Source organism: uncultured Veillonella sp. (assembly GCF_938010505.1).
GTDB lineage: Bacteria > Bacillota > Negativicutes > Veillonellales > Veillonellaceae > Veillonella.
Window position 1 is genome coordinate 1 of sequence record NZ_CALLVP010000026.1, and the last position, 23,525, is coordinate 23,525.

Sequence of the window (23,525 nt, forward strand, 5' to 3'; positions counted from 1 at the left end):
GGTGATATGTTGGGACGCATCATGGGGGATATAGAGGTATTACAATTCTTCTACTTGCGCACTTTGATTCCACCTGTAGCAGCTGTTGCCTTGACTGTATTGATTGCATATGGAGCCTCTACAATCGACAATAGCTTGATTATGCCAATTCTTTTGTCGGCCTTCATATTAGGTGTAATACTACCTTTGGTCGTTTATGCACATAATAAACAATCTTTACGTGCGATTGGGCCCCAACAAGGTGATTATAAAGCGCTTTTAAGTGATACTATGGATAGCCTGGAAGATGTGATTAGTTATGGCAATGAAGAAATGGTATATAAGCGTATTCAGCATATGATGCGTAATGTAGATGCTCAAAAAGGTACTATTGAGCGTGGCATGAATATGGGTAATACACTATTCATAGGCGGTGTTCAGTTAACTGTAGTTATTGTAGCTATTATGGCCTCTAATGCATTAACAGGTGTTTGGGCCAGTGTTATGGTAGCGGTGGCTGCCATTGGTACTCAGGCTTGGTTTGAAGCGTTACAACCTATGATCGCGGCAGTTCATCATGGTGCAGAAAGTAAAGTTGCTACAAGTCGTCTCATGGCTCTTAGTAATGAACCTATATCTATTGTAGATCCTATATCACCAAAATCATTTAATCCTAATGATGATATTATTTTTACAGATGTATCCTTTGGTTATGATGAATATCGCCATATTTATGAGAATCTTAGACTACATATTCAACAAGGACAATCTATTGCTATCGTTGGTGCTAGTGGATCTGGCAAGACGACATTGTTTAATATGCTTGAGCGACTATATGATTATGGTGGTTCCATTCGTATAGGTGCAGTGGAGTTGAAAGATATTTCAATTGATACTTGGCGTAATGCATTGGGAACTATAACTCAAGATACGTATATTTTTAATGCATCCTTTAAAGACAATATACGTCTTTCTAGACCTGAGGCGTCTAAAGAAGACTTAGAGCAAGCCATTAATCGCGCCTCATTGCGCTCCGTAGTCGAAAAATTACCAGAGGGGATGAATACGATTGTAGGTAGTGGAGGACAAGGTTTGAGTGGTGGCGAGCGTCAAAGAATTGCATTAGCTAGATTGTTTTTACGCAATCCACAAATCGTTTTATTAGATGAGCCCTTAGAGGGTTTAGATCAAGTAACTCGAAAAGCCTTACATCGTGATTTGATGCATTATGTGGATGGTAAGACATGTCTATATATTACGCATCAATTGGAAGGTTTAGAACAAATGGACCGAATTTTATTCATGAATAGAGGTCAAATTGTTGAAGATGGAACGTACGAAGAATTGATAGCTCTTCGAGGGCGTTTCTATGAATATTGTTATTTATCTATGGCAAGTATTCAATAAAACTAAATATCAATAAAAGTATCTATTATAAATGATTGATTGTAGATTTGGACATTGTTTAAATTCATGTTGTAATTTAAGATCTATTATGAATATTAAATTATAATAGGAACAATATTAAACTACATTAATAAAGCCTCATTTGCTATGTAAAAAGGGGCTTTAGTTATATTTATATTTAATAGTATATGTAGTATACTTTTATCGATAAATCATGCAATATATGGTATAATTTTTATGTTAAAAGCTATTTTTCACCCTTGGAGGGGTTATGACTAAAATCTTCACCAAATTACGAGCTTTGGTGGATGAAGCATTATCTGATCGAGATGCGGTGGTGGATAAGGCGCCCGTACTAGAAAAAGCACCTTTAGAACAAGATTTGTTTGACCATCGCTTACTATATATAGAAGAAGATATGGTTAATCGCATGTTGCGTGCCGCTCTTCGCAATCATTGGTTCTTTTATGCTATAACATTTGAATTTGAACCAAACAATCAAATATTCCTATCCATTATTACAAAATGGGGGAATGTGATTAATGTGGAATTCACCTTAGAGGATCTATGGTTTGATGATTATTCATCATCCTTTGCAATTCGCCTTGATACAAACAATATAGATACAGGTGGGTTTATTTTGAACTCCATTTTACACTTGTTGGGAAACTGGTGTCTCAGTCTCTTTGGTATATTCTTTAACCCTATTGCATTGGGAGAAAAAGGATCTACCGTACGCTTTGAGAAAAAAGGAATTATTCAGTTTGACTTATTGCCTAATACACAAGTGAAGAAATTTATACCTATGCCTGAGCGCCATATTGGTAGCAATGGACCTGTTTTGTTGGGGAATCCACGTACCAGTCAATCTGTGTTGCAGTTAGATTACTATGCGTTCCATGATCCTGTAGATACTTTTACGGTGCCTGATGTGCCGACTCGCACTAGCTGGCTTCGTTCTATTGATATTGCAGCAGTTCTTTTATTGCCAATTGGTGTATGGATTACATTTATTATCTTGCATCACTACTTACCGACGGAAACGTTGGAGTTCTCGTTCTCCACGTACTTTTTGATTTCATTGGGGATTTTCATCATTTCCTTCTTAGTTATGAATATTCCGCGGTATTTGTACATGTATTTTGATTCTCGCAAACAGTGGCAAAGTGCGTTTGTACATAACAATATCAAAATTCAAATGCGTAAACTACATCGTCGTATCTTCATGCAACAAGCTACATTGACGTCTGATTGTGATGAGGATACAGCCAATGAAAGCCAAGAGCGAATCAAACATCTCTTGTTGCAAATTCGAGATAAGCGATTCCTTGCTAATCGTCTTAAAATTGCAGATGATGATAGAGCGCGTAAACAAAAGGTTAAGTTTATTATTGCTTATATCGGCTGTACATTGATTGAGTTGATGTTACTGATGAATTAATGTCGTAAGAAATATAAAATATAAAAACGTATCTCTATGTGATATGTCCCCCTTTACTGGATATCCAATAAAATGGGTACATATCAATGAGAGATACGTTTTTTTGATTACAAGTTATTAATTTTGGTTATCGTTTTTTACGACGTTTTCGAGCTGGTTTGCGGTTTTCTTGTTTTTTGCTTGATACTGGAGTTTGTACTGATTCATATGTTGGCTGATTTACAGGCATAAATGGAGGATTGCCGTATTGGTTAGGCTCAGGTTGTCCTGGCAATACCCAGAATAGGAAACCGATGAGCCATATAAAAAGCTCTAGCATGTAGTTGAATGGAGAGACAGCCGAGTAAGTATTAATGAAGATCATAATTACCGACCAAAGAATTCCGGCCCATGCATTGAAGCCGATGTCGTGAATACGACGGCCAAATAAGACACAAGATAAAGGAAAGAGGGTTGCCAATAAGAGCCAAATAATGACTCTAGTCAACCAATATGCAGGTAGGGATACGACAAAGTCCAAGAACATGTTATCTATGTAGTGGACAATATGAAATAAAATCATTAAAGCGATGAAGCATATGATAAATTGTAGTCTATTTAACCGTCCCGTCAGGTTAAAAATCGATAGGCCCATGCGACGTCCTTGGAATGCAATGAGCAAACCAATGGTACATATGAGCAATGTTCGTAATACGACATAAAGTAAATCCATAAGTTCCCCTTTATTTTTAGCTTATAGTTGAGTTAATTCTGGCAAGATGAGCTCAAATGCAACACCATGTTTCATTGATTTTACTGTATCTAATGTAGCTTGAATCGCTTTGGTAGTAAAATTCATTGCCAGTTCTGCCGCATCATAAGGTGAATATCCTCTCATTACTGCACCTGATAATACAGCAGTAAAAATATCTCCTGTGCCTGTAGCTTTTACAGGTACTAGAGGAATAGAGTATGTTTTTAAAAGGTCTGTAGGACCATTATAGACGGCAATGACCGCATGCGTTTCCGATGGAACACTGGTCATGATAATCATTTCAGGCCCCATGTGATGTAACTGTTTGCACCGTTTGCGCAATTCATCCTCATTAATAGGGTCTGTCGAGAATGGAATATCTAATAAGAAGCAAGCCTCAGTATAGTTTGGTTTTACGATGTGAGCCTTAGATACGAGTTGGCGCATAGCTACAACCATATCAGGAGTATAAATGGAATAGAGGCGACCATCGTCGGCCATTGCGGGATCGACGATAACCATCTGGTCATTAGAGGCAAATCGATTGATAGCTTCTTCGACGAGGTGAATTTGTTCTGGCGATGCCAAGAAACCACTTACGATAGCGTGAAAGTCAATTTCGTTCTTATCCCAGCAGTCCATAAAATCTCTCATATGAGCAGATAAATCTACGAATTCATAGTGTGGATACTCTAAGTGATTGCTTAGTACCGCTGTTGCCAAAGGAACCGCCTGACAGCGCATGGCACTGATGATTGGAATCATAACGGTAAGAGCACAGCGTCCGATAGAGCTCATGTCTTGAATTGTTAAAACTCTAGGTACTGCTGTCATAGACACCTCCAAATAAATATATATTTTATTGTACGTTATGTAAGGCTTTCTGTAAATGTAATGATGTTAATCATGAAATTAACTTCATAGTGTAGTATAATAAAACGAATAGACTTTTTATGGAGGAAAGTGACAATGACAAGGTATGTATTTCGACGCCTAGGTGGCGCAATCATAATCTTATGGGTCATCATTACCGTAACATTTGCACTAATGCATGCGATACCTGGTGGGCCTTTTACAACAGAAAAGAAATTACCGCCTCAGGTGAAAGCGAGTATCGAGGCAAAGTATCATCTCGATGATCCTGTGTGGAAACAGTATGGAGATTATTTAGGTGGTGTCATTACAGGTGACTTGGGCCCATCATTTAAGTATGAAGGCCGTAGTGTAAACGATATTATTAGCGATGCATTTCCAATTTCCGCGCAGCTCGGTTTATTATCTTTAATGGTAGCTGTAGTTGGTGGTATTACAGCTGGTGCTATCAGCGCTATGAGACCTAATAGTATTGTGGATTATGCGGTGACCGTATTATCTACAATCGGTATATCTGTGCCTACATTTATTATCGGTGCTGTCCTTGTGTACATAGTAGGCTTTGAACTGGGCTGGTTCCCTGTGGCTTTATGGCGTGGCCCATCTTATATGGTGTTGCCTGTGTTGACATTGGCAGCACAACCGATGGCCTTTATTGCTCGTTTAACGCGTAGTGGTTTACTTGATGTGTATCAACAAGAATACATTCGTACAGCTCGTGCAAAAGGTCTAGGTTCTTGGACGATTTTGACTCGTCATGCACTAGGTAATGCGATTTTGCCAGTTATTACGTACTTAGGCCCATTGGCAGCTAGCTTGTTAACAGGTAGCTTTATCGTTGAAACAATTTTTGCGATTCCTGGGTTAGGTCAGTATTTTGTAACATCAATTTATAACCGTGATTATACAGTTATTCTTGGTATTACAATTTTCTATAGTGCTCTTGTAGTATTTCTTAATATTTTGGTGGATATGATCTATCCATTAATCGATCCACGCGTTACAACAGAGGAGGGTTCGGATGAATAAGGAAGACTTTTTACCTATTGAACGGGCCCCTCAAGAAGAGATTACTAGTTTTATAAAGCGTCCTAGTAAATGGGAGAGATTTAAGGTAAATCGTTTGGCCGTAGTCGGGGCGAGCATCATCTTGGTGATGATTGTACTCGCTATCTTAGGGCCACTTATTTCACCTTATACATATGCGGATCAATCTTTAATCGATGCGAACCAAAGTCCAAGCTTTAGTCATTGGTTTGGTACGGATACATTGGGCCGTGATATTTATACGCGTGTTATGTATGGTGCGCGTATTTCCTTAACCATTGGTTTTGTGGCAGCTTTCATCAACCTTGTAATCGGCGTTGCCTATGGCGGTATTGCAGGTTATATGGGTGGCAAAGTAGACCGTATCATGATGGGCATTGTAGATGTTTTGTACGGCATTCCACTTTTACTATATGTTATCTTGTTGATGGTTGTACTTGGACCCGGTCTTATATCTATTTTCGTAGCATTAGGTATTGCGTACTGGCTTAATATGGCTCGTATCGTACGTAGCCAAATTTTGAAAGTTAAAAACGAAGAATACATCATCGCAGCAGAATCCATGGGTATTCCGAAGTATCGCATTTTATTACGTCATATTTTGCCAAACTGTGTAGGGCCTATCATTATTACTTTAACATTGGCCATTCCAGAGGCAATTTTTACAGAAGCATTTCTTAGTTTTATCGGCTTAGGTGTAAATGCACCTATGGCGAGCTGGGGCGTATTAGCTTCTGAAGGGATTAGTAGCATGCGCTCCTATCCATTCCAATTGATTTTCCCAGCTGTTGCTATTAGTGTTACCATGCTTGGTTTCGCTTTCCTTGGCGATGGCTTGCGCAATGTATTAGACCCTAAGGAAGGAGATAGATAATGAATAACGCTATTGTTGATGTGCGTAATGTATCCATTACCATCAATACCTTCCAAGGCCCGTTGCGAGTTATTCGCAATCAAGATATTTCCTTAGAGCGTGGTGAGATATTAGGTATTGTAGGTGAATCTGGATGTGGTAAATCCGTTTTAGTTAACTCTTTAATGGGCTTATTGCCATATGGTAAAACTAAAATTAAAGCGGATACATTTATGATTGATGGTCACGATTGTCTTGGATTTACTGAAGATGATTGGAATGAACTTCGTGGTACGACGGTTGCCATGGTGTTCCAAGATCCTATGACCTCTTTGAATCCTATCATGACGATTGGGGAGCAAATGTATGAGGCTATCGATCGTACAAATGCGTATGGTGAAGATTACGATGAAAGGGCCATTGCCATCGATTTGTTGAAGAAGATGGGCTTATCTACACCGGAACGACGTTTGTCTCAATATCCTCATGAGTTGAGTGGCGGTATGCGTCAACGCGTATGTATTGCTATGGCAGTAGCCGGTCGTCCTAAGATTTTGATTTGTGATGAGCCCACAACAGCTCTTGATATTACTACAGAGGCACAAATTTTGCGCCTTATGCAAACGTTAGCCGTAGAGGCTGGCATTGGTATCATCTTTATTTCTCACAACTTACGTGTTATCGCTCAAATTTGCGATCGTGTTATGGTTATGTACGCAGGTAAATGTGTTGAGTCTGCTACGGTAGATGGTATCTTTAGCGAACCTCGTCACCCATATACATTGGGGCTATTGCTTGCATTGCCACAAGGTAAATGGCATGGTGAACTGAAGGCCGTTGAAGGTCAACCTCCTGATTTATTTGATTTACCACGTGGATGCGCTTTTAATCCTCGTTGTAAGTGGGCTATGCGAATTTGTGGTAATCGGGTTCCGATGGTTACAAATGTTGGTGAAAGTCACCAGTTTACATGTTGGTTAGCTAAGTTGGAGGGACTTTAATGAGTTACGTATGGGAGACTGACAATCTCGTTAAAGAGTTCACCCTGTCAGGCGGCTTATTTAAGCCAAAACAAACGGTACACGCTGTACAAGGCGTGAGCCTATATCAATCACCAGGGGAAACTCTTGGTATCGTAGGTGAATCTGGATGTGGTAAATCTACATTTGGTTATACCTTGATGGGATTGCATCAAGCTACATCTGGTTCTATTTATATGAATGGTCAACATATCGATCCTTATGTAGATAGAAAGGCTGTTCATCCAGTGATGCAAATGGTATTCCAAAATCCTTATGCATCCCTTAATCCACGACTTACGGTTAATGCGATTTTAGAGGAGCCTTTAGAATTGGATCCGAAGTACACACCTCGGGATCGAGTTATTCGTGTAAAAGAAGTGCTTGACCAAGTTGGCTTAAATATGTCATTTGGTGAGCGTTATGCTCATGAATTATCTGGTGGTCAACGTCAACGTATCGGTATTGCACGGGCTCTTATTATGCAGCCTCAATGTATCATCTGTGATGAGCCGATTTCTGCGTTAGATGTGTCGATTCAAGTACAAATTATGACATTACTTGAACGTTTACAAGAACAGCATGGTATTTCGTACCTCTTTATTTCTCATGATTTAAACATGGTGCGTTACATTAGTCATCGTATGGTTGTTATGTATTTAGGTGCTGTTATGGAAGAAGGTCCTGCATTGGACTTATATGAATTTCCACAACATCCGTATACCCGTGCATTGACGGCCTTAAATGGTCCAGTTATGCCACATGCACCAATTGGGGCACCTCTTAAAGGGGATCCACCAAATCCACTAGAACCGCCAAATGGCTGTTTGTTTAGTGGTCGATGTCCAGAAGCGGAAGGTCGTTGTTTTACAGAACGTCCACCACTTCGAGACTGGGCTGATCGCCGCATCGCATGCTGGCACATATAATGGGAGAATAATATGGAAAAACTAATTGTTGGCAAGTCCCTGGAACATCAACTAGATACAGTCATTAAAGAATTGGCCCCAGCAGGAAATATATCTTATGTAGTATTACAATTCGATGATGAAGAGGAACCAACACTCATCGCAGCTAGAGGTGAAAATACTGTACATTCTAGTGCGAGTTTAATTAAGGTACTTATCATGGAATATGTCTTTCATTTAGCTCGTACTGAGCAATTGGACATTAATGATACAGTTCCTTTATCTAGAACTCCACGCGTTGAAGGTGGCGGTGCTCTACAAGAGTTAGTTGGTAAACACAGTTTTACCTATCTTGAGTTGTGCCGTCTTATGACGGTTCTTAGTGATAATATTGCGACAAATCTACTCATCACAGTGCTTGGAATGGAAAATATCAATGCTCGAGCAGAAAAGCTTGGTGTGGATGAGATGGAGCTTAATCGCATGATGATGGATCTTAACGCCTTGGCTGAAGGGCGTGATAATTATATTACAGCCATGTCACTAGCTCGTCTGTATAAACATATTTTTGAATGTCGTGATAGAGATGCTTATGGCCGAGAAATGTGGAATATTTTAGGTCGCCAACAATTCCGTGATATCTTACCATTTTACTGGGGAGAAGGCATACGCTTTCACCATAAAACAGGATCCCTTGATCGCGTAGAGCATGATGGGGGTGTAATAGAAACATTTAGAGGTCATTTTTGCTTTATTCTTTTAATGAGCGATATCGATAATGACCGAGGTAAAGAGTTAGGCGCTCAAGTTGGGCGCATCATGAAAGAATTTGTAGAGGAAGCATTGCCATGATGGATAAACGAAACTTGTTAAAATTCATGGTCCTCGCTCTAGGGGTAAGCGTACTCTTATTTGTATTTGGGTACCCTCGTGGTGTTCAACCAATCGATGAACACACAATCCGCTATGTTATTGAGCAGGAACCATCCACATTGGATCCCGCAAAGTCTACTACCTCTCCGGAGGCTACGGTTCAACTTCAATTATTCGATGGTCTAGTTCGTTTGAATGATGAAAGTGAACCAGAAGCAGCACTTGCTAAAAATTGGGAAATCTCCGATGATGGCCGTGAGTATACTTTCCACTTACGACCTAATTTGAAATGGTCTAATGGAGAGCCTTTGACGGCTTATGATTTTGAATACGCTTGGAAGCGGGTATTAGACCCTGAAGTCCATGCGGACAATGCATACATGCTATATGTATTGAAAAATGGCGAAGCCTTTAATACTGGCAAAGCCACGGCTGAAGAGGTTGGTGTTAAGGCTGCTGATGAGGATACATTAGTAGTTACCTTAGAAAATCCAACAGCTTATTTCTTGAAATTATTAGCGTCTCATGGCTATTATCCAGTGAGCAAAAAAGCAGTAGAGGCTCATGAAAATTGGGCAGCTAATGCGGAAACTATAGTATCCAATGGTCCATACCGTTTACTTTCTTGGAAGCGTAATGGGGAAATGGATTTCATCAAGAACCCTAATTATTGGGACGCAGAATCTGTGAAAACAGAGAAAATGAATTGGCCTATTAGTGAGTCTCAAAGTACGCGTCTCACCTTAGTTGAAGGTGGCGAAGCTGATATGATGGTTGAGCCTCCTGTAGCGGATCAAAAACGTTTAGAAGAAGCAGGCTTATTACATATTGGGCCTATGCTTGGTAACTATTATTACGTATTCAATGTGAAAGCAGAGCCTTTTACAGACCCCAATGTGCGTAAAGCCTTTTCTATGGTTATCAATCGTGCTAACATTGTTAATAATATTGTTAGAGGCGGTAAAGAACCAGCTTATGCGTTTGTACCATATGGTATGCTCGAAAGCAATGGTCGTGAAGACTTCCGTGAAGCTGGTAGTTATCTCGTATATGAAGATGTAGAGCAAGCTAAGGAAATCTTGAAAAAGGCTGGCTATGGTAAAAATCGTCCATTACCTCAAATTACGATTTTGTACAATACAAGCGAATTACATAAATCCATTGCGGAAGCAATTCAAGATGCTTGGATAAATGCATTTGGTGCAGATGTACGCTTACAAAATCAAGAGACAAAGGTATTCTTAGCAGACCGTGAAGCTGGTAAGTACCAAGTTGCGCGCGCTTCTTGGGTTGCTGATTATAGTGATCCACAAAACTTCTTAGAGGTATTCTCTGCTGAAGATAATGATGGACAGTACCATAGTGATGCGTATAATGAGTTGATTGCTCGCATTCGTACAACTCCAAATGGGGCTGCTCGTGATGCGTTGATGCATGAAGCAGAAAAAATGATCTTTGATGAATCTCTTGTTATGCCGTTGTACTTTACAACACAACCATATGTGACAAACGGAACAATTCAAAATTATTTCTGGACCACATTGGGCCTTATTGACTTTAAAAAAGCATACAAATAAGATACACTTAAGACGTACACCTGATGTACGTCTTTTGTTGTATTTTGTGAGGGTATATGAACTGGATTGAACCAAAACGTTTGGCACCGGGGATGACCATAGGTATTATGGCACCTGCTAGTGCTAGCGATGAAGATTTACATAGAATAGAAGAAATTTGTAAGGCTAAAGGCTATAAGGTGCTCGTGGGTGAAAGTGTAAGCCGAAAGGGGTTATATGGAGGCACACCTAAGGAACAAGCCGCAGAGTTTCAATACATGATGACTACAGCCCCTTGTGATGCGGTGCTCGCTTTACGGGGTGGTTATGGCACGATGCGCTATTTAGAACGACTGGATTATAAAGCGATTCGCAAGTATCGTAAGGCTTTTATTGGATACAGTGATTGTACAGCGCTCCATATGGCTATTAATCGATACAGTCGCCTTATTACGTATCATGGGCCTATGGGGGTAGATTTTAAAGCAGAGCGTAAGGCAGATATTGATGCATTATTTAATGTTTTAGAAGGTAAATTAAAAGTTATAGAACCTTTGCCAGAACCTCCTAGAGGTGCGATTGGCACAGAACTCGGTGAGGGTATTTTACGAGGTGGTAATATGACGATGCTATCCATGTTATCGGGAACACCTTATTTTCTAGAGAATGAATCATGGGAGGATACCTTACTATTTATTGAAGATGTAGGGGAGGCTCCTTATAAGCTGGATCGTATGTTACAACAATTTCGCCTCAGTGGTTTGTTGAGCCGTATTAAAGGCTTAGTGATTGGCACCTTTACAGATTGTGAAGGAGATGAAGATGAACGTGATTATGACTTAGGGTATGAAGCATTGCGCTACATGGAGGAAAATAGAAATCCAGAATTACCAGATCCTTTTATATGCTATGTGCCGACGGGACATGGTTCACCACATCAAACCTTACCGCTAGGAGCGACGATTAGCTTTAGATATATTTCTAATACCATCATCGTTCATCCTTATACGAAATAGATAAGAGCTTTTAGGTGAACGATTTTAGTTAACAGACAACAGATAAACAGATATTAGATAAAAATAGTAGTTACCGAGATATTAGGTAATAAAATATTAGGTAATAAGATATTAGATAATAATAAGGGGAGTTATGACACTACAAGAACGAGAGGCTCGTGCCTGTGCCATCATAGATAGTATGGCACAGGAATTACGTGCTGTTTCCTTATATTTACACGATAATCCAGAATTGGGATTGAATGAGCATAAAGCAGTAAAGGTAATTCACCAATTCTTAGAAACACAGAATTTTATATCTCAAGTAGGGCTCACCGATATACGTGAGTTACAAACCGCGTTGAGAGCCGACTATAGAGGTAATGCTAAATATAAAATCGCATTTTTAGGAGAATATGATGCCTTACCTGAGCTCGGTCATGGTTGTGGTCATAATCTTATTGCCATGATGAGCTTAGGTGCTGCTGTTGCTTTCAGTCAAAGTGCGCCACAGGATTGGGGGACGACTTTCTTTGGTTGTCCTGCAGAGGAAACTATTGGTGGTAAGGTATATATGGCAGAGGCTGGTTTATTTAAGGGCTATGATGCGGCGCTTATTATTCATCCTGGCGGTGAAAATGAGGTGGGGGGCACATCCTTGGCGACGCATCCACTAGAGATTACCTTCTATGGGCGCTCCTGTCATATTGCATCCTTAACAGATTCAGGAATTAATGCCTTAGATTGTGCGGTAGAATTATATCAAAAAATAAAAGAGTTAAAGAAAACCTTTCCTAAAGGGGCTATTGTGGGGGCCATTTTTACCGAAGCAGGTACAGCGCCAAACGTGGTTACACCAAAGGCTACGATTCGCATGACTGTTCGTGGTAGTACAGTGGATGATTTAGAAGGTATTATTTTGCCGGCTATCAAAGAGGCGGCTCAAGAAATCAGTTCATCCTATGGAGCTCAAGTTGAGATGCACCACTATGAACCGCTCTTCAAGGATATGCGTCAAGATAAAAAGCTATTAGATCTCTTTAAGGATGTGATGACTGAGTTCGGTGAGGTACCTCGTATATTGCCTGATGATGAGGCTGATGGTAGTACTGATGTAGGTAATGTGTCCTATGAAGTGCCTACGGCGCAGCCTACGTTGCAAATTGGTTTGGGATTAGAAGTGCATACGCCAGAATTCACTTGTGCAGCAGGTTCTGACTATGGATTGGCACAAGCTATTAAGGGAGCTAAAATTATGGCTGTTGTAGCCTTGCGATATGCCTTGCTAAGTGATGCCTAAGTTTTGACATATAGAGGTCAAAAAGGTACAATAGATATAATATTTAAGTAAGTATGAAACAAGCCGTCTTCTACAAGACGGCTTTTATTCCGGTGGAGATAGATATGAGTGTTTTAACCGTTTCAAATGTAACCCATGGTTTTGGAGCGCGACAAATTTTAGATGATGCATCATTCCGCTTGCTAAAAGGTGAACATGTAGGCCTCATTGGTGCTAATGGTGAAGGTAAATCCACGTTTCTTAATATCATTACAGGTAAATTGCCGCCTGATGAAGGCAAAATTGAATGGTCCAATCAGGTAACTGTTGGTTATTTAGATCAACATGCTGTTCTTGAAAAGGGCATGACCATCCGCGATGTGTTACAGCGTGCTTTTGACGATTTATTCGTGATGGAGCAAAACATTAATGATGCGTACAATCGTATGGGTGATGTATCCGAAGATGAAATGAATAAGCTTCTCGAGCAAGTTGGGGAGTGGCAAGAGATTCTAGAGCAACGTGGGTTCTATGAAATTGATGCGGTTATTGAGCGTACGGCTACAGGCTTGGGCCTTATGGATATCGGCTTGGACCGAGATGTAACAGAGCTTAGCGGTGGTCAACGTACAAAGGTTTTGCTCACAAAGCTTTTACTAGAGAAACCGACTATTCTATTGTTGGATGAACCTACAAACTATCTTGACGTGGAGCATATTCAATGGTTGCAAAACTATTTGCAAAATTACGAAAATGCATTCATCTTGATTTCTCATGATATGGAGTTTTTAAATTCCGTAGTTAATGTTATTTACCATATCGAACAAGCGGTGCTTACGCGTTATACTGGTGATTATCATCAGTTCCAAGCTGCTTACGAGGTGAAAAAAGCGCAAGCTGTTAAGGCGTATGAACGTCAACAACAAGAAATTGAGCGTATGGAAGACTTTATTCAACGCAACAAAGCTCGCGTTGCAACGCGCGGTATGGCGAACTCTCGCGCTAAACGCTTAGAGAAGATGGAAATCTTGGAAAAACCAAAAGAGTATATTAAACCTAGCTTTGGTTTTAAAGAAGGTCGTACGCCAAGTCGCTTTATCGTAGAGGCTTTCGGATTGCAGTTAGGTTATGATGAACCATTAACTAGACCAGTAGACTTTCAAATTGAAAGAAATAAAAAGATCGCTATTCGCGGTGTCAATGGTCTAGGTAAAACTACGTTGTTAAAAACTATTTTAGGTTTGTTGAAGCCTGTTAGTGGTGAGTTGGTAAAAGGTGAGTTCTTACAAGTAGGTTATTTTGCCCAAGAGGATACGCCATCTAATTCCGAAACAGCGTTAGACTATATTTGGAATGAATATCCAGCTATGACCAATGCAGAGGTGCGTGCAGCATTAGCTCGTTGTGGCCTTACGAATGAACATATTACGTCTCAAATGCGCGTATTATCTGGTGGTGAGAATGCAAAGGTTCGCCTATGTAAGCTCATGCAGAATAAGTACAATGTGTTGGTGCTAGACGAACCGACCAACCATTTAGACATATATGCGAAGGAAGAACTGAGCCGAGCATTGCGTGATTTTAAAGGTACGATTGTACTAGTTAGTCATGAACCCGAATTTTATCAAGGTTGGGTTACGGATATTTGGAATATTGAGGATTGGACGACAAAGATCGTTTAGGAGGACCGATGAATCAACGTGCAAAGGACGGGATAAAGCAATTCTTAGAGGCTTTATCTGTTGATACAGAGGCACCAGAATTAGAGAAGACACCAAGTCGTGTAACAGAATTATATAGTGAATTATTCAGCGGCGTAGGATTAGACACGAAAGCTGCATGGGGAGAGACTTTCAGTACAGATTATAAAGGTCTCGTAGCAGTTACAGGGATTCCTTTTTACTCCATGTGTGAGCATCATTTATTGCCTTTCTTTGGTACCGTAGATATCGTGTACCAACCTAAGGATGGATGTGTGGCAGGACTTAGTAAGTTTCAAGATATCGTGAATATCCTCAGCCGTAGACCGCAATTACAAGAGCGGTTAGCATCTGAATTAGCTGATGCGATTATGAATGATTTATCCGCTCATGGCGTATTTGTACGCATTACATCGACTCAGTTGTGTATGCTCATCAAAGGTACCATGCAGCAAGATTCAAAGGTTATTACATTAGAAAGCCGAGGCGTATTGGCCGAAAAGGGCACATTAAGAGATGAAGCGTTGGCAATGTTAGGCGGAGGACAGGTAAATGTTTAAACGTAGAAATTATACATGGAATGATGGCAAAAGTTTATCTTTGTGCGATCGAACCCTTATTATGGGGATACTGAATGGTACACCTGACTCCTTCTCTGATGGAGGTCAATTCAACACACCAGAAACAGCAGTAGCGCATGTAAAGCAAATGATTGAAGATGGTGCAGATATTATCGATTTAGGCGTTGAATCTACACGCCCTGGTTCTACACCTTTGGCCGCAGACGAGGAAATAGAACGCTTATCTCTATTAATAGAGCCTGTCTTACAGGCCTCTACAGTTCCTGTATCTATTGACACATATCATGCTAAAACTGCAGAATATGCTTTCTCTAAAGGGGCACATATTTTAAATGATGTATGGGGATTACATTATGATCCTGATATGGCAGCGGTAGCGGCTAAATATAATGTACCTGTTATTATCATGCATAACAGCAATGATACAAATTATGGTGATATCATTGAAGATATGAAAGCGTTCTTCTTCTGTGCCATTGATAAAGCCTTAAAGGAGGGAATAACACCTCAACAAATCTGGCTCGATCCAGGTATTGGTTTTGGAAAAACGGAAGAGCAAAATATTGAAGTTATGCAGCGTTTAGGTGAGCTAACCGCTCATGAATATCCTGTTTTGCTTGCTCCGAGCCGCAAGCGTTTCATCGGATCTATGTTAGGTGGATTGCCACCGGAAGAACGCGATGAAGGTACCGTTGCTGCTTGTATTACAGGTGTATTCCAAGGCATCGATATGGTTCGTGTTCACAATGTGAAAATGCATAAACGCGCCTTAGCTGTAGCGGATGGCCTATTACGAGGTGAATAATGGATAAAATCGTTTTAAAAAATATGGCGTTCTATGGGTACCATGGCAACTTGGCATCCGAACAAGAACAAGGCCAACGATTTTTTGTGGACGTAGAAATAATAACTGATCTAACAAAGGCTGGTCAAAGTGATCAATTAGAGGATTCCATCAATTATGTAGAGGTATACGAGATTGTAGAGTCTATCATGACGGGTGAGAAGCATAATCTTCTAGAGCGCTTGGGGGCACTTATCGCCGACTCATTGTATCAACATTATCAAGGTATCGTTGGGTTGTCTGTAACTGTGCGTAAACCATCTGTACCGATTTCAGGTATTTTAGATTTTGTTGAAGTAGTAACCACAAGGGGACAAATTTGATGTATACCTATTACATCAGTGTAGGCTCGAATATGGGGGACAAGAGGGGCTATATTAACTCTGCTTTTCAATCCTTACAACAACATGAGGCAGTTTCTAAGTTAGTCGCTTCTGCTCTTATTGAAACTGAGCCGTGGGGATATACGGAACAAGATACCTTTGTTAATGGTATGTGGTCTTGTGAAAGTACGCTAGAGCCACATCAAATGCTCAGCCTTATTCAGCAATTAGAGCAGGAGGCTGGACGAAAACGATTGATTCATTGGGGGCCTCGTACACTAGATTTAGATATCATTTTGGTATATGACACAGAGGGGATGTTGATTTCTTTATGTGATGAAAGTCTTGTGGTACCACATCCTCATTTTTGGGAGCGTACTTTTGTGCTAGAACCGCTATATCAGCTGTTACCAACTTTCACATATAAAGGGATTAAGGTTGTTGACCGATTAGCTCAATTGAGCGTATAAGATGAAGTCGTATATAGGCTAAAGTTAGCTTCTTTGTAAACACGATACATGCTGTACGTGTGCTCTTACGTTTTATGATTGGGGATTCATGGAGAGAGTAAATGAATATAAAACGTATTGGGTTATATGTACTGGCGCTAATTATAATGGGGATATCCTACTGGCTTGCAGTAGGGGCAAATTATGATAGCAAAACAGTACGTATTGATCCGGAAGCGCATACACTGGTTAATTCTAGTGATGCCATTATTTCAAAACGAATATTAGCGATGAAGACCAGTGGCTCACAAGTGTACTTCTTAGGTTATGAAGGACTAGGGATTTATAATTTATCTGATAATATACTTCGCTTGATGCCCATTACCTTTAGAGGGCAACATATAGAACCTCCTAAATCGGATGACTACCAACGAGGTTTACGGAATATAACAAAGGTAAAAGCATTGTCTGATTTCAGTAATGATGAGCAAGACGAATTTAAAAGTTTATTGGACTCTACTGATGGAGGTGCCCATTATTATGGTGACTTTTACCATTCTGGTTATGAGTCGTCTCTCATCGATTTGAAGGACCAGTATTTTATTACGAATACAGTACGTGCATTAAAACGTGTTAATCATACATTATATGTGTATGATGGATCAGGTTTTATTATTATAGATTTAGATAATCGTCGTATCCAAGTTTTTTTTAATAATCGCATTAGTGGTGAAGGCTCTAAGGGCGTGCCAGATAGTTTACGTGGACATTATGGTTCTGATTTTACTATGATATATGCTTTATCCAAATTAGATCCTAAAGATTTGGATATCTTATGGTCTATGCGTAAACAATATTTAGAAAAATCCCCTCAAATGATGGAGGGGAAAGATTTGTTCCCCCTAAACTTGGAGGAGATAACTTTAACCGAGTTATGATTTTTTTATCATTAAAGTGTTAAGCTATATTATAGGACGAGATTAAGGTTATATAGAAAGGGACTATTGTAGTGAATAAACTATAATAGTCTTTTTTCTATCTTTTTAATAATGGGTATATAATAGTTGTGTAGTTAAAACTTTGTTTTTAGATATATGATTTCATTTCGATACATCGTATACAGGTATAGATGATTTAAATAGTTTGGTGTTAAATGATGTTTTATCATTTAATGTTAAAGGAGGGAGGTTCTTATGAAGTTGCGTAAGGTAGGTATTATTGGTACTGGACATGTAGGCTCTCATGTAGCATTTTCTTTAGCCTTACAAGGTGAGGTTGATGAATTATATATGATGGATATTGACGAGAAAAAAGCTCAAGCGCAAGCTATGGATATTAATGATGCCGTTAGCTATATTCCACATCAAGTAACTGCTACAGCAGGTCCTATTGAAGAATGTGGAGATTGTGATATTCTCGTTTTTAGTGCTGGACCTTTGCCAAATTTGTATCAAGATCGTCTCGAGAGTCTTGGTGAGACCGTAGCTGTACTTAAAGATGTTATCCCACGTATCAAGCAATCTTGCTTCAAAGGCTTTATCATTTCGATTTCTAATCCCGCTGATGTAGTAGCCACTTATTTATGTAAACATCTTGAGTGGAATCCTAAACGCATCATTTCAACGGGAACAGCTCTAGACTCAGCTAGATTACAAAAAGAATTAGCTCATATTTTTAATATTAGTAATCGTTCTATTACAGCCTACTGTTTAGGTGAACATGGTGGCAGTGCCATGGTGCCGTGGTCCCATGTCTGTGTACAAGGGAAACCACTTTTACAATTGCAAACAGAATTACCTCAAAGATTTCCTAAGCTTGACCATACAAAGGTATTGGAGGATGTAAAGATTGGGGGCTATCACGTATTGGCTGGCAAAGGTTCTACCGAATTTGGGATTGCTAGTGCTACCACAGAATTGATTCGCGCCGTATTCCATGACGAAAAGAAAGTATTGCCTTGCTCTTGTTATTTAGATGGTCAATATGGAGAAGACGGGATATTTGCATCCACACCTGCTGTTATTGGTAAAGGTGGTATTGAAGATATTTTCGAATTGCAATTAACCAATGAAGAGTTATCTTTATTTAAGGCTTCTTGTGCTGTTATTCGTGAACATACTATAAAAGCAGAGTCTATGTAAGTGAAATTCTGTTTTGGTGTATAAAAAACTACAATTTCGTATGAAATTTTAAATATATACGGTTGTTCTTGATGAGAAATATCTGTAATTTTATTTAGTTCCAAGCTATGTTATGTGGTATAATTTAAGAATGACAGTATACAGATGATGAATATTTTGGGGGACATTATGACTCAGGACACTATGGAAGTACAACGTCCAAAAAGGCCGCGCAAACGGGTTCGTCCTAATCGCAAAGCGCAGGATCAGCGTATTATCCTCATGTGGATCAAGCGAATTGGCATAGGGATTATGGTGCTGCTATTGTTAGGGCAGGCCTATCGCTTGGTGGCTGTATATCAAGAAAAACAACATATCGAGCAACAATTGCAAGAGTTAAGACAGCGAAATGAAGAGTTAGAACAGGAAAAGGCTAAGTTACAAGATCCGAAGACCATTGAAGGGGTGGCTCGTGAGGAGCTAGGATTGGTAAAACCTGGTGAAGTACCATATGTAAAATAGGTTATACTTTATTATTTTTTACTTCGCATTAGTTTGTAGTTTAAGGTTTCCGCATTAATTAGGAGGTTGCATGGCAATCGAAGTTGGTAACATTATTGATGGTACCGTATCAGGTATTACAAAATTTGGCGTATTTGTTGATTTAGGAGAAAAACAAACGGGGTTAGTTCATATTTCTGAAGTAGCTCATGGGTATGTCGAAAATATTAATACCCTTTTAAAGGTTGAGGATGCCGTAAAGGTTAAGGTTTTATCTATTGATGGTAATAAAATTGGCCTTTCCATTCGTCAAACACAACCAAAAGAGGAAATGGACGAAGAAAAACGTCCTCCTCGTGTTCAATCTAAACAAAGTATAGAGTCTTTCGAAGCAAAGATGAAATCATTCTTACGTGATAGTAATGAACGATTACACGACTTAAAACGCAATACCGAAGGGAAACGCGGAGGCCGAGGCGGTCGTCGAGATTAATAGTGAGAGATGGCATTCAGCCATCTCTTTACTTATGTATAGAGTATTAACACTATAATAGTATTAGGAGAATGCTATTGATATGTAAGGAGCAATTATGAAGTTAGCAATTATCGATATTGGCTCTAATTCGGTGCGCTTATTGTTGGCTGCCTATGAAAATAACGAGTGGTGTTATGAGCCTAAGCAGTTGTGGACTACCCGTTTAGGTCAACGAAATAAAGATGGTACCTTGCGAACTGAATCCATGGAAGCATCTTATCAAGCTTTTACAGCTATAAAAAAAATAGTAAACCAATATGGTGCTGAGTATTGCTTTGGTTTTGCTACGAGCGCTGTTCGCGAAGCGGCAAATGGACTTGCATTCATGGAACGTATTAGTGAGTATTATCCTATGGAATGGCGGATTTTATCTGGTGATGAAGAGGCTATTTATGGTTTTAAGGGTGCGTTAGGAGATCAATTAAAGGATGGTCGTCATTATACAACTATCGATATTGGTGGGGGCAGTACTGAACTTGCATTAGGTAACCAGGATGGAGTGTACTGGAGCCGTTCCTATCCTGTGGGCGCTGTACGACTTCAATCTATGTCTGATGAAGGTCCTCAACGAGTATGGGAGGAAACACGCTTTCTCTGGGACCCGATGATGATCGAAGGTGAATTCGGTGAATTTATCGGTATTGGTGGTACCTTAACGACCTTGGCTGCTATTGATTTACGTCTAGATCATTATGATGGTACAAAGGTGCAAGGTCATAAATTGAGTCGAGAAACTGTAGAAGGTATCATTATGAAATTGCGCTATATGAGCCGCGATGAGCGTTTACAAGTGAAAGGTTTACCGGCAGGTCGTGCCGACATCATCGTTGCTGGTGCAGAAATTTTAACGTCCTTTATGGATTCCTATGAGGTACCGCATGTATTTGTGAGCGACCAAGATGGTATGGAGGCGATGGCCCGTGAATGTGAAAGCACTCATTCGAACCGTTAATCACACTTTAAAATTATATAATCTATTTCCTAAGAATAGTCGTATCTTGGTGGCGTGCTCTGGTGGTCCTGATTCGATGGCTTTATTGCATTTATTGCAGGATATTGCTGCACATCGCCACACGGAGTATGAGCTTGGAGTTGCTATCGTAGATCATTGTATTCGTTCTGAAAGCAAGGATGAGGTTCTATGGTTACGAAACCAAGTGGAAATACTAGGGCTGCCATTTTATACGGCTACCGTTGATGTGCCTAAATTGAGTGAAGAGCAAAAACTATCAGAGGAAACTATAGGTCGCCAAGTTCGATATCAATGGCTAACCGACATAGCACAGTCTGAGGGGTATGAATATATTGCAGTAGCTCATCATAAAGATGACCAAGCCGAGTCAATCTTAGCTCATCTCATTAGAGGGACTGGACTTAATGGTTTGACAGGCATGGCCGTTGTTAGTAATGATTATAGTATTCCGGTAGTAAGACCTCTTTTAGATGTTACAAAAGAAGAACTACTTTTATATTTGAAGGAAAAAGATATTTATTACTGTGTAGATAGGACAAATGAGGATGTGCGATATCAAAGAAATAGAATTCGTCATCGCATTATACCTGAGTTAGAAACTATTAATCCTAACGTTGTTAATGCCATTGTAAGACTAGGGAATTCTGTACGTGAAGACGTAATACTTATCTCCCAGTTAACGGATACGGCATTTAATGAGTTAGTAACGATTTCTGAAGAGGGCGCGTCTATATCTCGTAGGGGGTTACGTAAGGAGCCGTTGGCTATACAACGGCGATTGTGGCAAAGACTGGTGAGCATCCTTGATCCTGAAATCAAGCTTACCACTGCTCATCAAGAGCAATTACTCGACATTGTTAACACTGGGGAAGGGAAAACTTTCAATATAAAAAGTATAAAAGTAAGTGCTCAATGTGATACAATAAAGGTATATCGCAAACATTAATATGAATCGCGGAGGTCATAGATGCATCAAGATGCAAAAGATATTTTATATACAGAGGAACAATTAAAGGCACGTGTGGCTGAATTAGGCCGTCAAATCAGTGCTGACTATAAAGGGGAATCCGTAGTTCTCGTAGGGGTATTGAAAGGTGCTATCGTTTTCTTTACAGATTTAGCTCGCTCTATTGACGAGAATGTGGATGTGAGTTTCGACTTTATTTCTTGCTCTAGCTATGGCAGTGGTACAACTAGTACAGGGGTAGTACGAATTTTAAAAGATTTGGACCGCTCTGTAGAGGGGAAACATGTACTCGTTGTAGAAGACATTGTAGATACCGGTACTACATTACATTACTTGCTAGAAAATTTACATGCTCGTGGAGCTAAAAGCGTTCGCCTTGCAGCGTTGTTGAATAAACCTGAGCGCCGTAAAATGGATGTAGAAGTAGACTATGTAGGCTTTGTCATTCCTGATTATTTTGTTATTGGCTATGGTTTAGACTATGCAGAAAAGTATCGTCACTTACCTTATATCGGTATTTTAAAGGAAGAAATGTATCAAGATTAAAAATATGATATAATATATGAGTGCATCTCTCAATGAGATGTACTCAATTCGTTTATACCAATAAACTATTATTGAAAGGGGTAATATTTTGGGTCGATTTACTAAAAATATCGTCCTTTATTTACTTATCATTGCCGCTTTCGTTATCGCCATTGACGCTTTCTCTGGTCAAAGTGCGAATAAATCTGAACTCAGTTATACAGGATTTATTCAACAAGTACAACAGAAAAAGGTTGAGTCCGTAACGATTACCAATGATCATGGTATTAAAGGTAAACTAAAAAATGGAACAGAATTCAATTCTTATGCGCCAACTGATGAAACTTTAATCAAAACTTTACAAGATAATGGTGTAGAAATTACTGCAGCTCCACCTGAGCAACCAGCTTGGTGGATGAGCCTGTTAGGTTCTGCCATTCCAATTATCATCTTGGTAGTGTTGTTCTTCTTCATCATGCAGCAAACGCAAGGTGGCGGTGGCCGCGTTATGAACTTCGGTAAAAGCCGTGCCAAATTGATGGGTGAAGGTAATATAAAAGTTAGCTTCAAAGATGTAGCTGGCGCTGAAGAAGCAAAACAAGAATTAGAAGAGGTAGTAGAATTCTTGAAGGATCCAGGCAAGTTTACAACTATCGGAGCTAAAATTCCGAAAGGTGTATTATTAGCAGGGCCTCCAGGTACAGGTAAAACATTACTTGCTAAAGCCGTTGCTGGTGAAGCAGGTGTACCATTCTTTACGATTTCTGGTTCTGACTTTGTAGAAATGTTTGTTGGTGTTGGTGCTTCTCGTGTGCGTGATCTTTTCACACAAGCGAAAAAGAACGCTCCTTGCATCATCTTTATCGATGAAATCGATGCGGTTGGTCGTCAACGTGGCGCCGGTCTTGGTGGCGGTCACGATGAACGTGAACAAACATTAAACCAATTGCTCGTTGAAATGGATGGTTTCGGTGCTAACGAAGGTATTATTACTATCGCTGCAACAAACCGCCCAGATATTCTAGATCCTGCACTTTTACGTCC

The 23,525-nt window shown here is 39.8% G+C and carries 25 protein-coding genes; 23 read left to right on the top strand and 2 right to left on the bottom strand.

From position 1 onward, the window contains the following. Together Q0507_RS01260 and Q0507_RS01265 are read left to right on the top strand one after the other, a co-directional pair. Nucleotides 1-1,386, top strand: a 1,386-nt coding sequence (locus tag Q0507_RS01260) for an amino acid ABC transporter ATP-binding/permease protein (protein WP_298711211.1), incomplete at its 5' end; no start/stop codon positions are given. A 271-nt stretch (nucleotides 1,387-1,657) separates the two neighbouring features. Then, nucleotides 1,658-2,827: a hypothetical protein gene (locus Q0507_RS01265; RefSeq protein WP_156696945.1), complete on the top strand. Its 1,170-nt coding sequence runs from the start codon at nucleotides 1,658-1,660 to the stop codon at nucleotides 2,825-2,827. A 127-nt stretch (nucleotides 2,828-2,954) separates the two neighbouring features. Here the strand turns inward: Q0507_RS01265 and Q0507_RS01270 are convergent, their stop codons facing one another. Then, the gene (locus Q0507_RS01270; RefSeq protein WP_298711215.1) at nucleotides 2,955-3,539 is read right to left on the bottom strand and encodes a DUF805 domain-containing protein; all 585 of its coding nucleotides are present in this window, start codon (nucleotides 3,537-3,539) and stop codon (nucleotides 2,955-2,957) included. Nucleotides 3,540-3,560: 21 nt separating this feature from the next. Further along, the gene (locus Q0507_RS01275; protein WP_298711218.1) at nucleotides 3,561-4,394 is read right to left on the bottom strand and encodes a pyridoxamine kinase; all 834 of its coding nucleotides are present in this window, start codon (nucleotides 4,392-4,394) and stop codon (nucleotides 3,561-3,563) included. A 135-nt stretch (nucleotides 4,395-4,529) separates the two neighbouring features. Here Q0507_RS01275 and Q0507_RS01280 point away from each other — a divergent pair, with 135 nt between their 5' ends. From Q0507_RS01280 to Q0507_RS01380, 21 genes are all read left to right on the top strand, one after another. Further along, nucleotides 4,530-5,462 carry an ABC transporter permease gene (locus Q0507_RS01280; RefSeq protein WP_298711221.1) on the top strand — a complete coding sequence of 311 codons (933 nt, stop codon included), beginning with the start codon at nucleotides 4,530-4,532 and terminating at the stop codon, nucleotides 5,460-5,462. Continuing rightward, entirely contained in the window at nucleotides 5,455-6,354 is a 900-nt protein-coding gene (locus Q0507_RS01285; RefSeq protein ID WP_298711223.1) for an ABC transporter permease, read from the top strand. Before Q0507_RS01280 ends, Q0507_RS01285 begins: the two co-directional genes overlap by 8 nt. Beyond that, nucleotides 6,354-7,334, top strand: a complete 981-nt coding sequence (locus Q0507_RS01290) for an ABC transporter ATP-binding protein (protein WP_298711228.1) — start codon at nucleotides 6,354-6,356, stop codon at nucleotides 7,332-7,334. Before Q0507_RS01285 ends, Q0507_RS01290 begins: the two co-directional genes overlap by 1 nt. Continuing rightward, nucleotides 7,334-8,281 (top strand): ABC transporter ATP-binding protein, encoded by a 948-nt coding sequence (locus tag Q0507_RS01295; protein WP_298711231.1) that lies wholly within the window; start codon nucleotides 7,334-7,336, stop codon nucleotides 8,279-8,281. Before Q0507_RS01290 ends, Q0507_RS01295 begins: the two co-directional genes overlap by 1 nt. A 12-nt stretch (nucleotides 8,282-8,293) precedes the next feature. Continuing rightward, entirely contained in the window at nucleotides 8,294-9,112 is an 819-nt protein-coding gene (locus Q0507_RS01300) for a serine hydrolase (protein WP_298711234.1), read from the top strand. After that, nucleotides 9,109-10,710 carry a peptide ABC transporter substrate-binding protein gene (locus Q0507_RS01305; protein ID WP_298711237.1) on the top strand — a complete coding sequence of 534 codons (1,602 nt, stop codon included), beginning with the start codon at nucleotides 9,109-9,111 and terminating at the stop codon, nucleotides 10,708-10,710. The genes Q0507_RS01300 and Q0507_RS01305 overlap by 4 nt, the downstream gene beginning before the upstream one ends. A gap of 56 nt (nucleotides 10,711-10,766) precedes the next feature. After that, nucleotides 10,767-11,705 carry an LD-carboxypeptidase gene (locus tag Q0507_RS01310; protein ID WP_298711239.1) on the top strand — a complete coding sequence of 313 codons (939 nt, stop codon included), beginning with the start codon at nucleotides 10,767-10,769 and terminating at the stop codon, nucleotides 11,703-11,705. Nucleotides 11,706-11,838: 133 nt separating this feature from the next. After that, nucleotides 11,839-12,984 (top strand): amidohydrolase, encoded by a 1,146-nt coding sequence (locus Q0507_RS01315; RefSeq protein ID WP_298711242.1) that lies wholly within the window; start codon nucleotides 11,839-11,841, stop codon nucleotides 12,982-12,984. Between the two features lie 104 nt (nucleotides 12,985-13,088). Beyond that, nucleotides 13,089-14,645, top strand: a complete 1,557-nt coding sequence (locus Q0507_RS01320; protein WP_298711245.1) for an ABC-F family ATP-binding cassette domain-containing protein — start codon at nucleotides 13,089-13,091, stop codon at nucleotides 14,643-14,645. Between the two features lie 8 nt (nucleotides 14,646-14,653). Beyond that, entirely contained in the window at nucleotides 14,654-15,223 is a 570-nt protein-coding gene (gene folE / locus Q0507_RS01325) for a GTP cyclohydrolase I (RefSeq protein WP_278457768.1), read from the top strand. Then, on the top strand, nucleotides 15,216-16,049 hold the full coding sequence (gene folP / locus Q0507_RS01330; protein ID WP_298711251.1) for a dihydropteroate synthase: 834 nt from the start codon (nucleotides 15,216-15,218) through the stop codon (nucleotides 16,047-16,049). Before folE ends, folP begins: the two co-directional genes overlap by 8 nt. Continuing rightward, the gene (folB, locus tag Q0507_RS01335; RefSeq protein ID WP_298711254.1) at nucleotides 16,049-16,411 is read left to right on the top strand and encodes a dihydroneopterin aldolase; all 363 of its coding nucleotides are present in this window, start codon (nucleotides 16,049-16,051) and stop codon (nucleotides 16,409-16,411) included. The genes folP and folB overlap by 1 nt, the downstream gene beginning before the upstream one ends. Next, nucleotides 16,411-16,881 carry a 2-amino-4-hydroxy-6-hydroxymethyldihydropteridine diphosphokinase gene (gene folK / locus Q0507_RS01340; RefSeq protein ID WP_298711257.1) on the top strand — a complete coding sequence of 157 codons (471 nt, stop codon included), beginning with the start codon at nucleotides 16,411-16,413 and terminating at the stop codon, nucleotides 16,879-16,881. Before folB ends, folK begins: the two co-directional genes overlap by 1 nt. Before the next feature lie 101 nt (nucleotides 16,882-16,982). Next, a complete protein-coding gene (locus Q0507_RS01345; protein WP_298711260.1) occupies nucleotides 16,983-17,798 on the top strand; it encodes a hypothetical protein in 816 nt (271 codons plus the stop codon). Between the two features lie 255 nt (nucleotides 17,799-18,053). Further along, the gene (locus tag Q0507_RS01350) at nucleotides 18,054-19,001 is read left to right on the top strand and encodes an L-lactate dehydrogenase (protein WP_298711263.1); all 948 of its coding nucleotides are present in this window, start codon (nucleotides 18,054-18,056) and stop codon (nucleotides 18,999-19,001) included. Between the two features lie 168 nt (nucleotides 19,002-19,169). Beyond that, on the top strand, nucleotides 19,170-19,502 hold the full coding sequence (locus Q0507_RS01355) for a septum formation initiator family protein (protein ID WP_298711266.1): 333 nt from the start codon (nucleotides 19,170-19,172) through the stop codon (nucleotides 19,500-19,502). A 70-nt stretch (nucleotides 19,503-19,572) separates the two neighbouring features. After that, nucleotides 19,573-19,974 carry a S1 RNA-binding domain-containing protein gene (locus Q0507_RS01360; RefSeq protein ID WP_298711269.1) on the top strand — a complete coding sequence of 134 codons (402 nt, stop codon included), beginning with the start codon at nucleotides 19,573-19,575 and terminating at the stop codon, nucleotides 19,972-19,974. A gap of 97 nt (nucleotides 19,975-20,071) precedes the next feature. Continuing rightward, complete coding sequence (locus Q0507_RS01365) at nucleotides 20,072-20,968, top strand: phosphatase (protein ID WP_298711272.1); 897 nt, start codon at nucleotides 20,072-20,074, stop codon at nucleotides 20,966-20,968. After that, entirely contained in the window at nucleotides 20,937-21,935 is a 999-nt protein-coding gene (gene tilS, locus Q0507_RS01370) for a tRNA lysidine(34) synthetase TilS (RefSeq protein WP_298711275.1), read from the top strand. Before Q0507_RS01365 ends, tilS begins: the two co-directional genes overlap by 32 nt. 21 nt (nucleotides 21,936-21,956) lie before the next feature. Then, nucleotides 21,957-22,502, top strand: coding sequence for a hypoxanthine phosphoribosyltransferase (hpt, locus tag Q0507_RS01375; RefSeq protein WP_004698467.1), 546 nt, complete (start codon nucleotides 21,957-21,959; stop codon nucleotides 22,500-22,502). An 88-nt stretch (nucleotides 22,503-22,590) separates the two neighbouring features. After that, the coding region (locus Q0507_RS01380; RefSeq protein WP_298711279.1) for an ATP-dependent metallopeptidase FtsH/Yme1/Tma family protein at nucleotides 22,591-23,525 on the top strand (935 nt) is incomplete at its 3' end.

Bases quoted from the DNA above. Each gene is read 5' to 3' on its own strand.
- Q0507_RS01265 (WP_156696945.1), top strand. From the start codon at position 1,658: ATGACTAAAATCTTCACCAAATTACGAGCTTTGGTGGATGAAGCATTA.
- Q0507_RS01270 (WP_298711215.1), bottom strand. From the start codon at position 3,539: ATGGATTTACTTTATGTCGTATTACGAACATTGCTCATATGTACCATT.
- Q0507_RS01275 (WP_298711218.1), bottom strand. From the start codon at position 4,394: ATGACAGCAGTACCTAGAGTTTTAACAATTCAAGACATGAGCTCTATC.
- Q0507_RS01280 (WP_298711221.1), top strand. From the start codon at position 4,530: ATGACAAGGTATGTATTTCGACGCCTAGGTGGCGCAATCATAATCTTA.
- Q0507_RS01285 (WP_298711223.1), top strand. From the start codon at position 5,455: ATGAATAAGGAAGACTTTTTACCTATTGAACGGGCCCCTCAAGAAGAG.
- Q0507_RS01290 (WP_298711228.1), top strand. From the start codon at position 6,354: ATGAATAACGCTATTGTTGATGTGCGTAATGTATCCATTACCATCAAT.
- Q0507_RS01295 (WP_298711231.1), top strand. From the start codon at position 7,334: ATGAGTTACGTATGGGAGACTGACAATCTCGTTAAAGAGTTCACCCTG.
- Q0507_RS01300 (WP_298711234.1), top strand. From the start codon at position 8,294: ATGGAAAAACTAATTGTTGGCAAGTCCCTGGAACATCAACTAGATACA.
- Q0507_RS01305 (WP_298711237.1), top strand. From the start codon at position 9,109: ATGATGGATAAACGAAACTTGTTAAAATTCATGGTCCTCGCTCTAGGG.
- Q0507_RS01310 (WP_298711239.1), top strand. From the start codon at position 10,767: ATGAACTGGATTGAACCAAAACGTTTGGCACCGGGGATGACCATAGGT.
- Q0507_RS01315 (WP_298711242.1), top strand. From the start codon at position 11,839: ATGACACTACAAGAACGAGAGGCTCGTGCCTGTGCCATCATAGATAGT.
- Q0507_RS01320 (WP_298711245.1), top strand. From the start codon at position 13,089: ATGAGTGTTTTAACCGTTTCAAATGTAACCCATGGTTTTGGAGCGCGA.
- folE (WP_278457768.1), top strand. From the start codon at position 14,654: ATGAATCAACGTGCAAAGGACGGGATAAAGCAATTCTTAGAGGCTTTA.
- folP (WP_298711251.1), top strand. From the start codon at position 15,216: ATGTTTAAACGTAGAAATTATACATGGAATGATGGCAAAAGTTTATCT.
- folB (WP_298711254.1), top strand. From the start codon at position 16,049: ATGGATAAAATCGTTTTAAAAAATATGGCGTTCTATGGGTACCATGGC.
- folK (WP_298711257.1), top strand. From the start codon at position 16,411: ATGTATACCTATTACATCAGTGTAGGCTCGAATATGGGGGACAAGAGG.
- Q0507_RS01345 (WP_298711260.1), top strand. From the start codon at position 16,983: ATGAATATAAAACGTATTGGGTTATATGTACTGGCGCTAATTATAATG.
- Q0507_RS01350 (WP_298711263.1), top strand. From the start codon at position 18,054: ATGAAGTTGCGTAAGGTAGGTATTATTGGTACTGGACATGTAGGCTCT.
- Q0507_RS01355 (WP_298711266.1), top strand. From the start codon at position 19,170: ATGACTCAGGACACTATGGAAGTACAACGTCCAAAAAGGCCGCGCAAA.
- Q0507_RS01360 (WP_298711269.1), top strand. From the start codon at position 19,573: ATGGCAATCGAAGTTGGTAACATTATTGATGGTACCGTATCAGGTATT.
- Q0507_RS01365 (WP_298711272.1), top strand. From the start codon at position 20,072: ATGAAGTTAGCAATTATCGATATTGGCTCTAATTCGGTGCGCTTATTG.
- hpt (WP_004698467.1), top strand. From the start codon at position 21,957: ATGCATCAAGATGCAAAAGATATTTTATATACAGAGGAACAATTAAAG.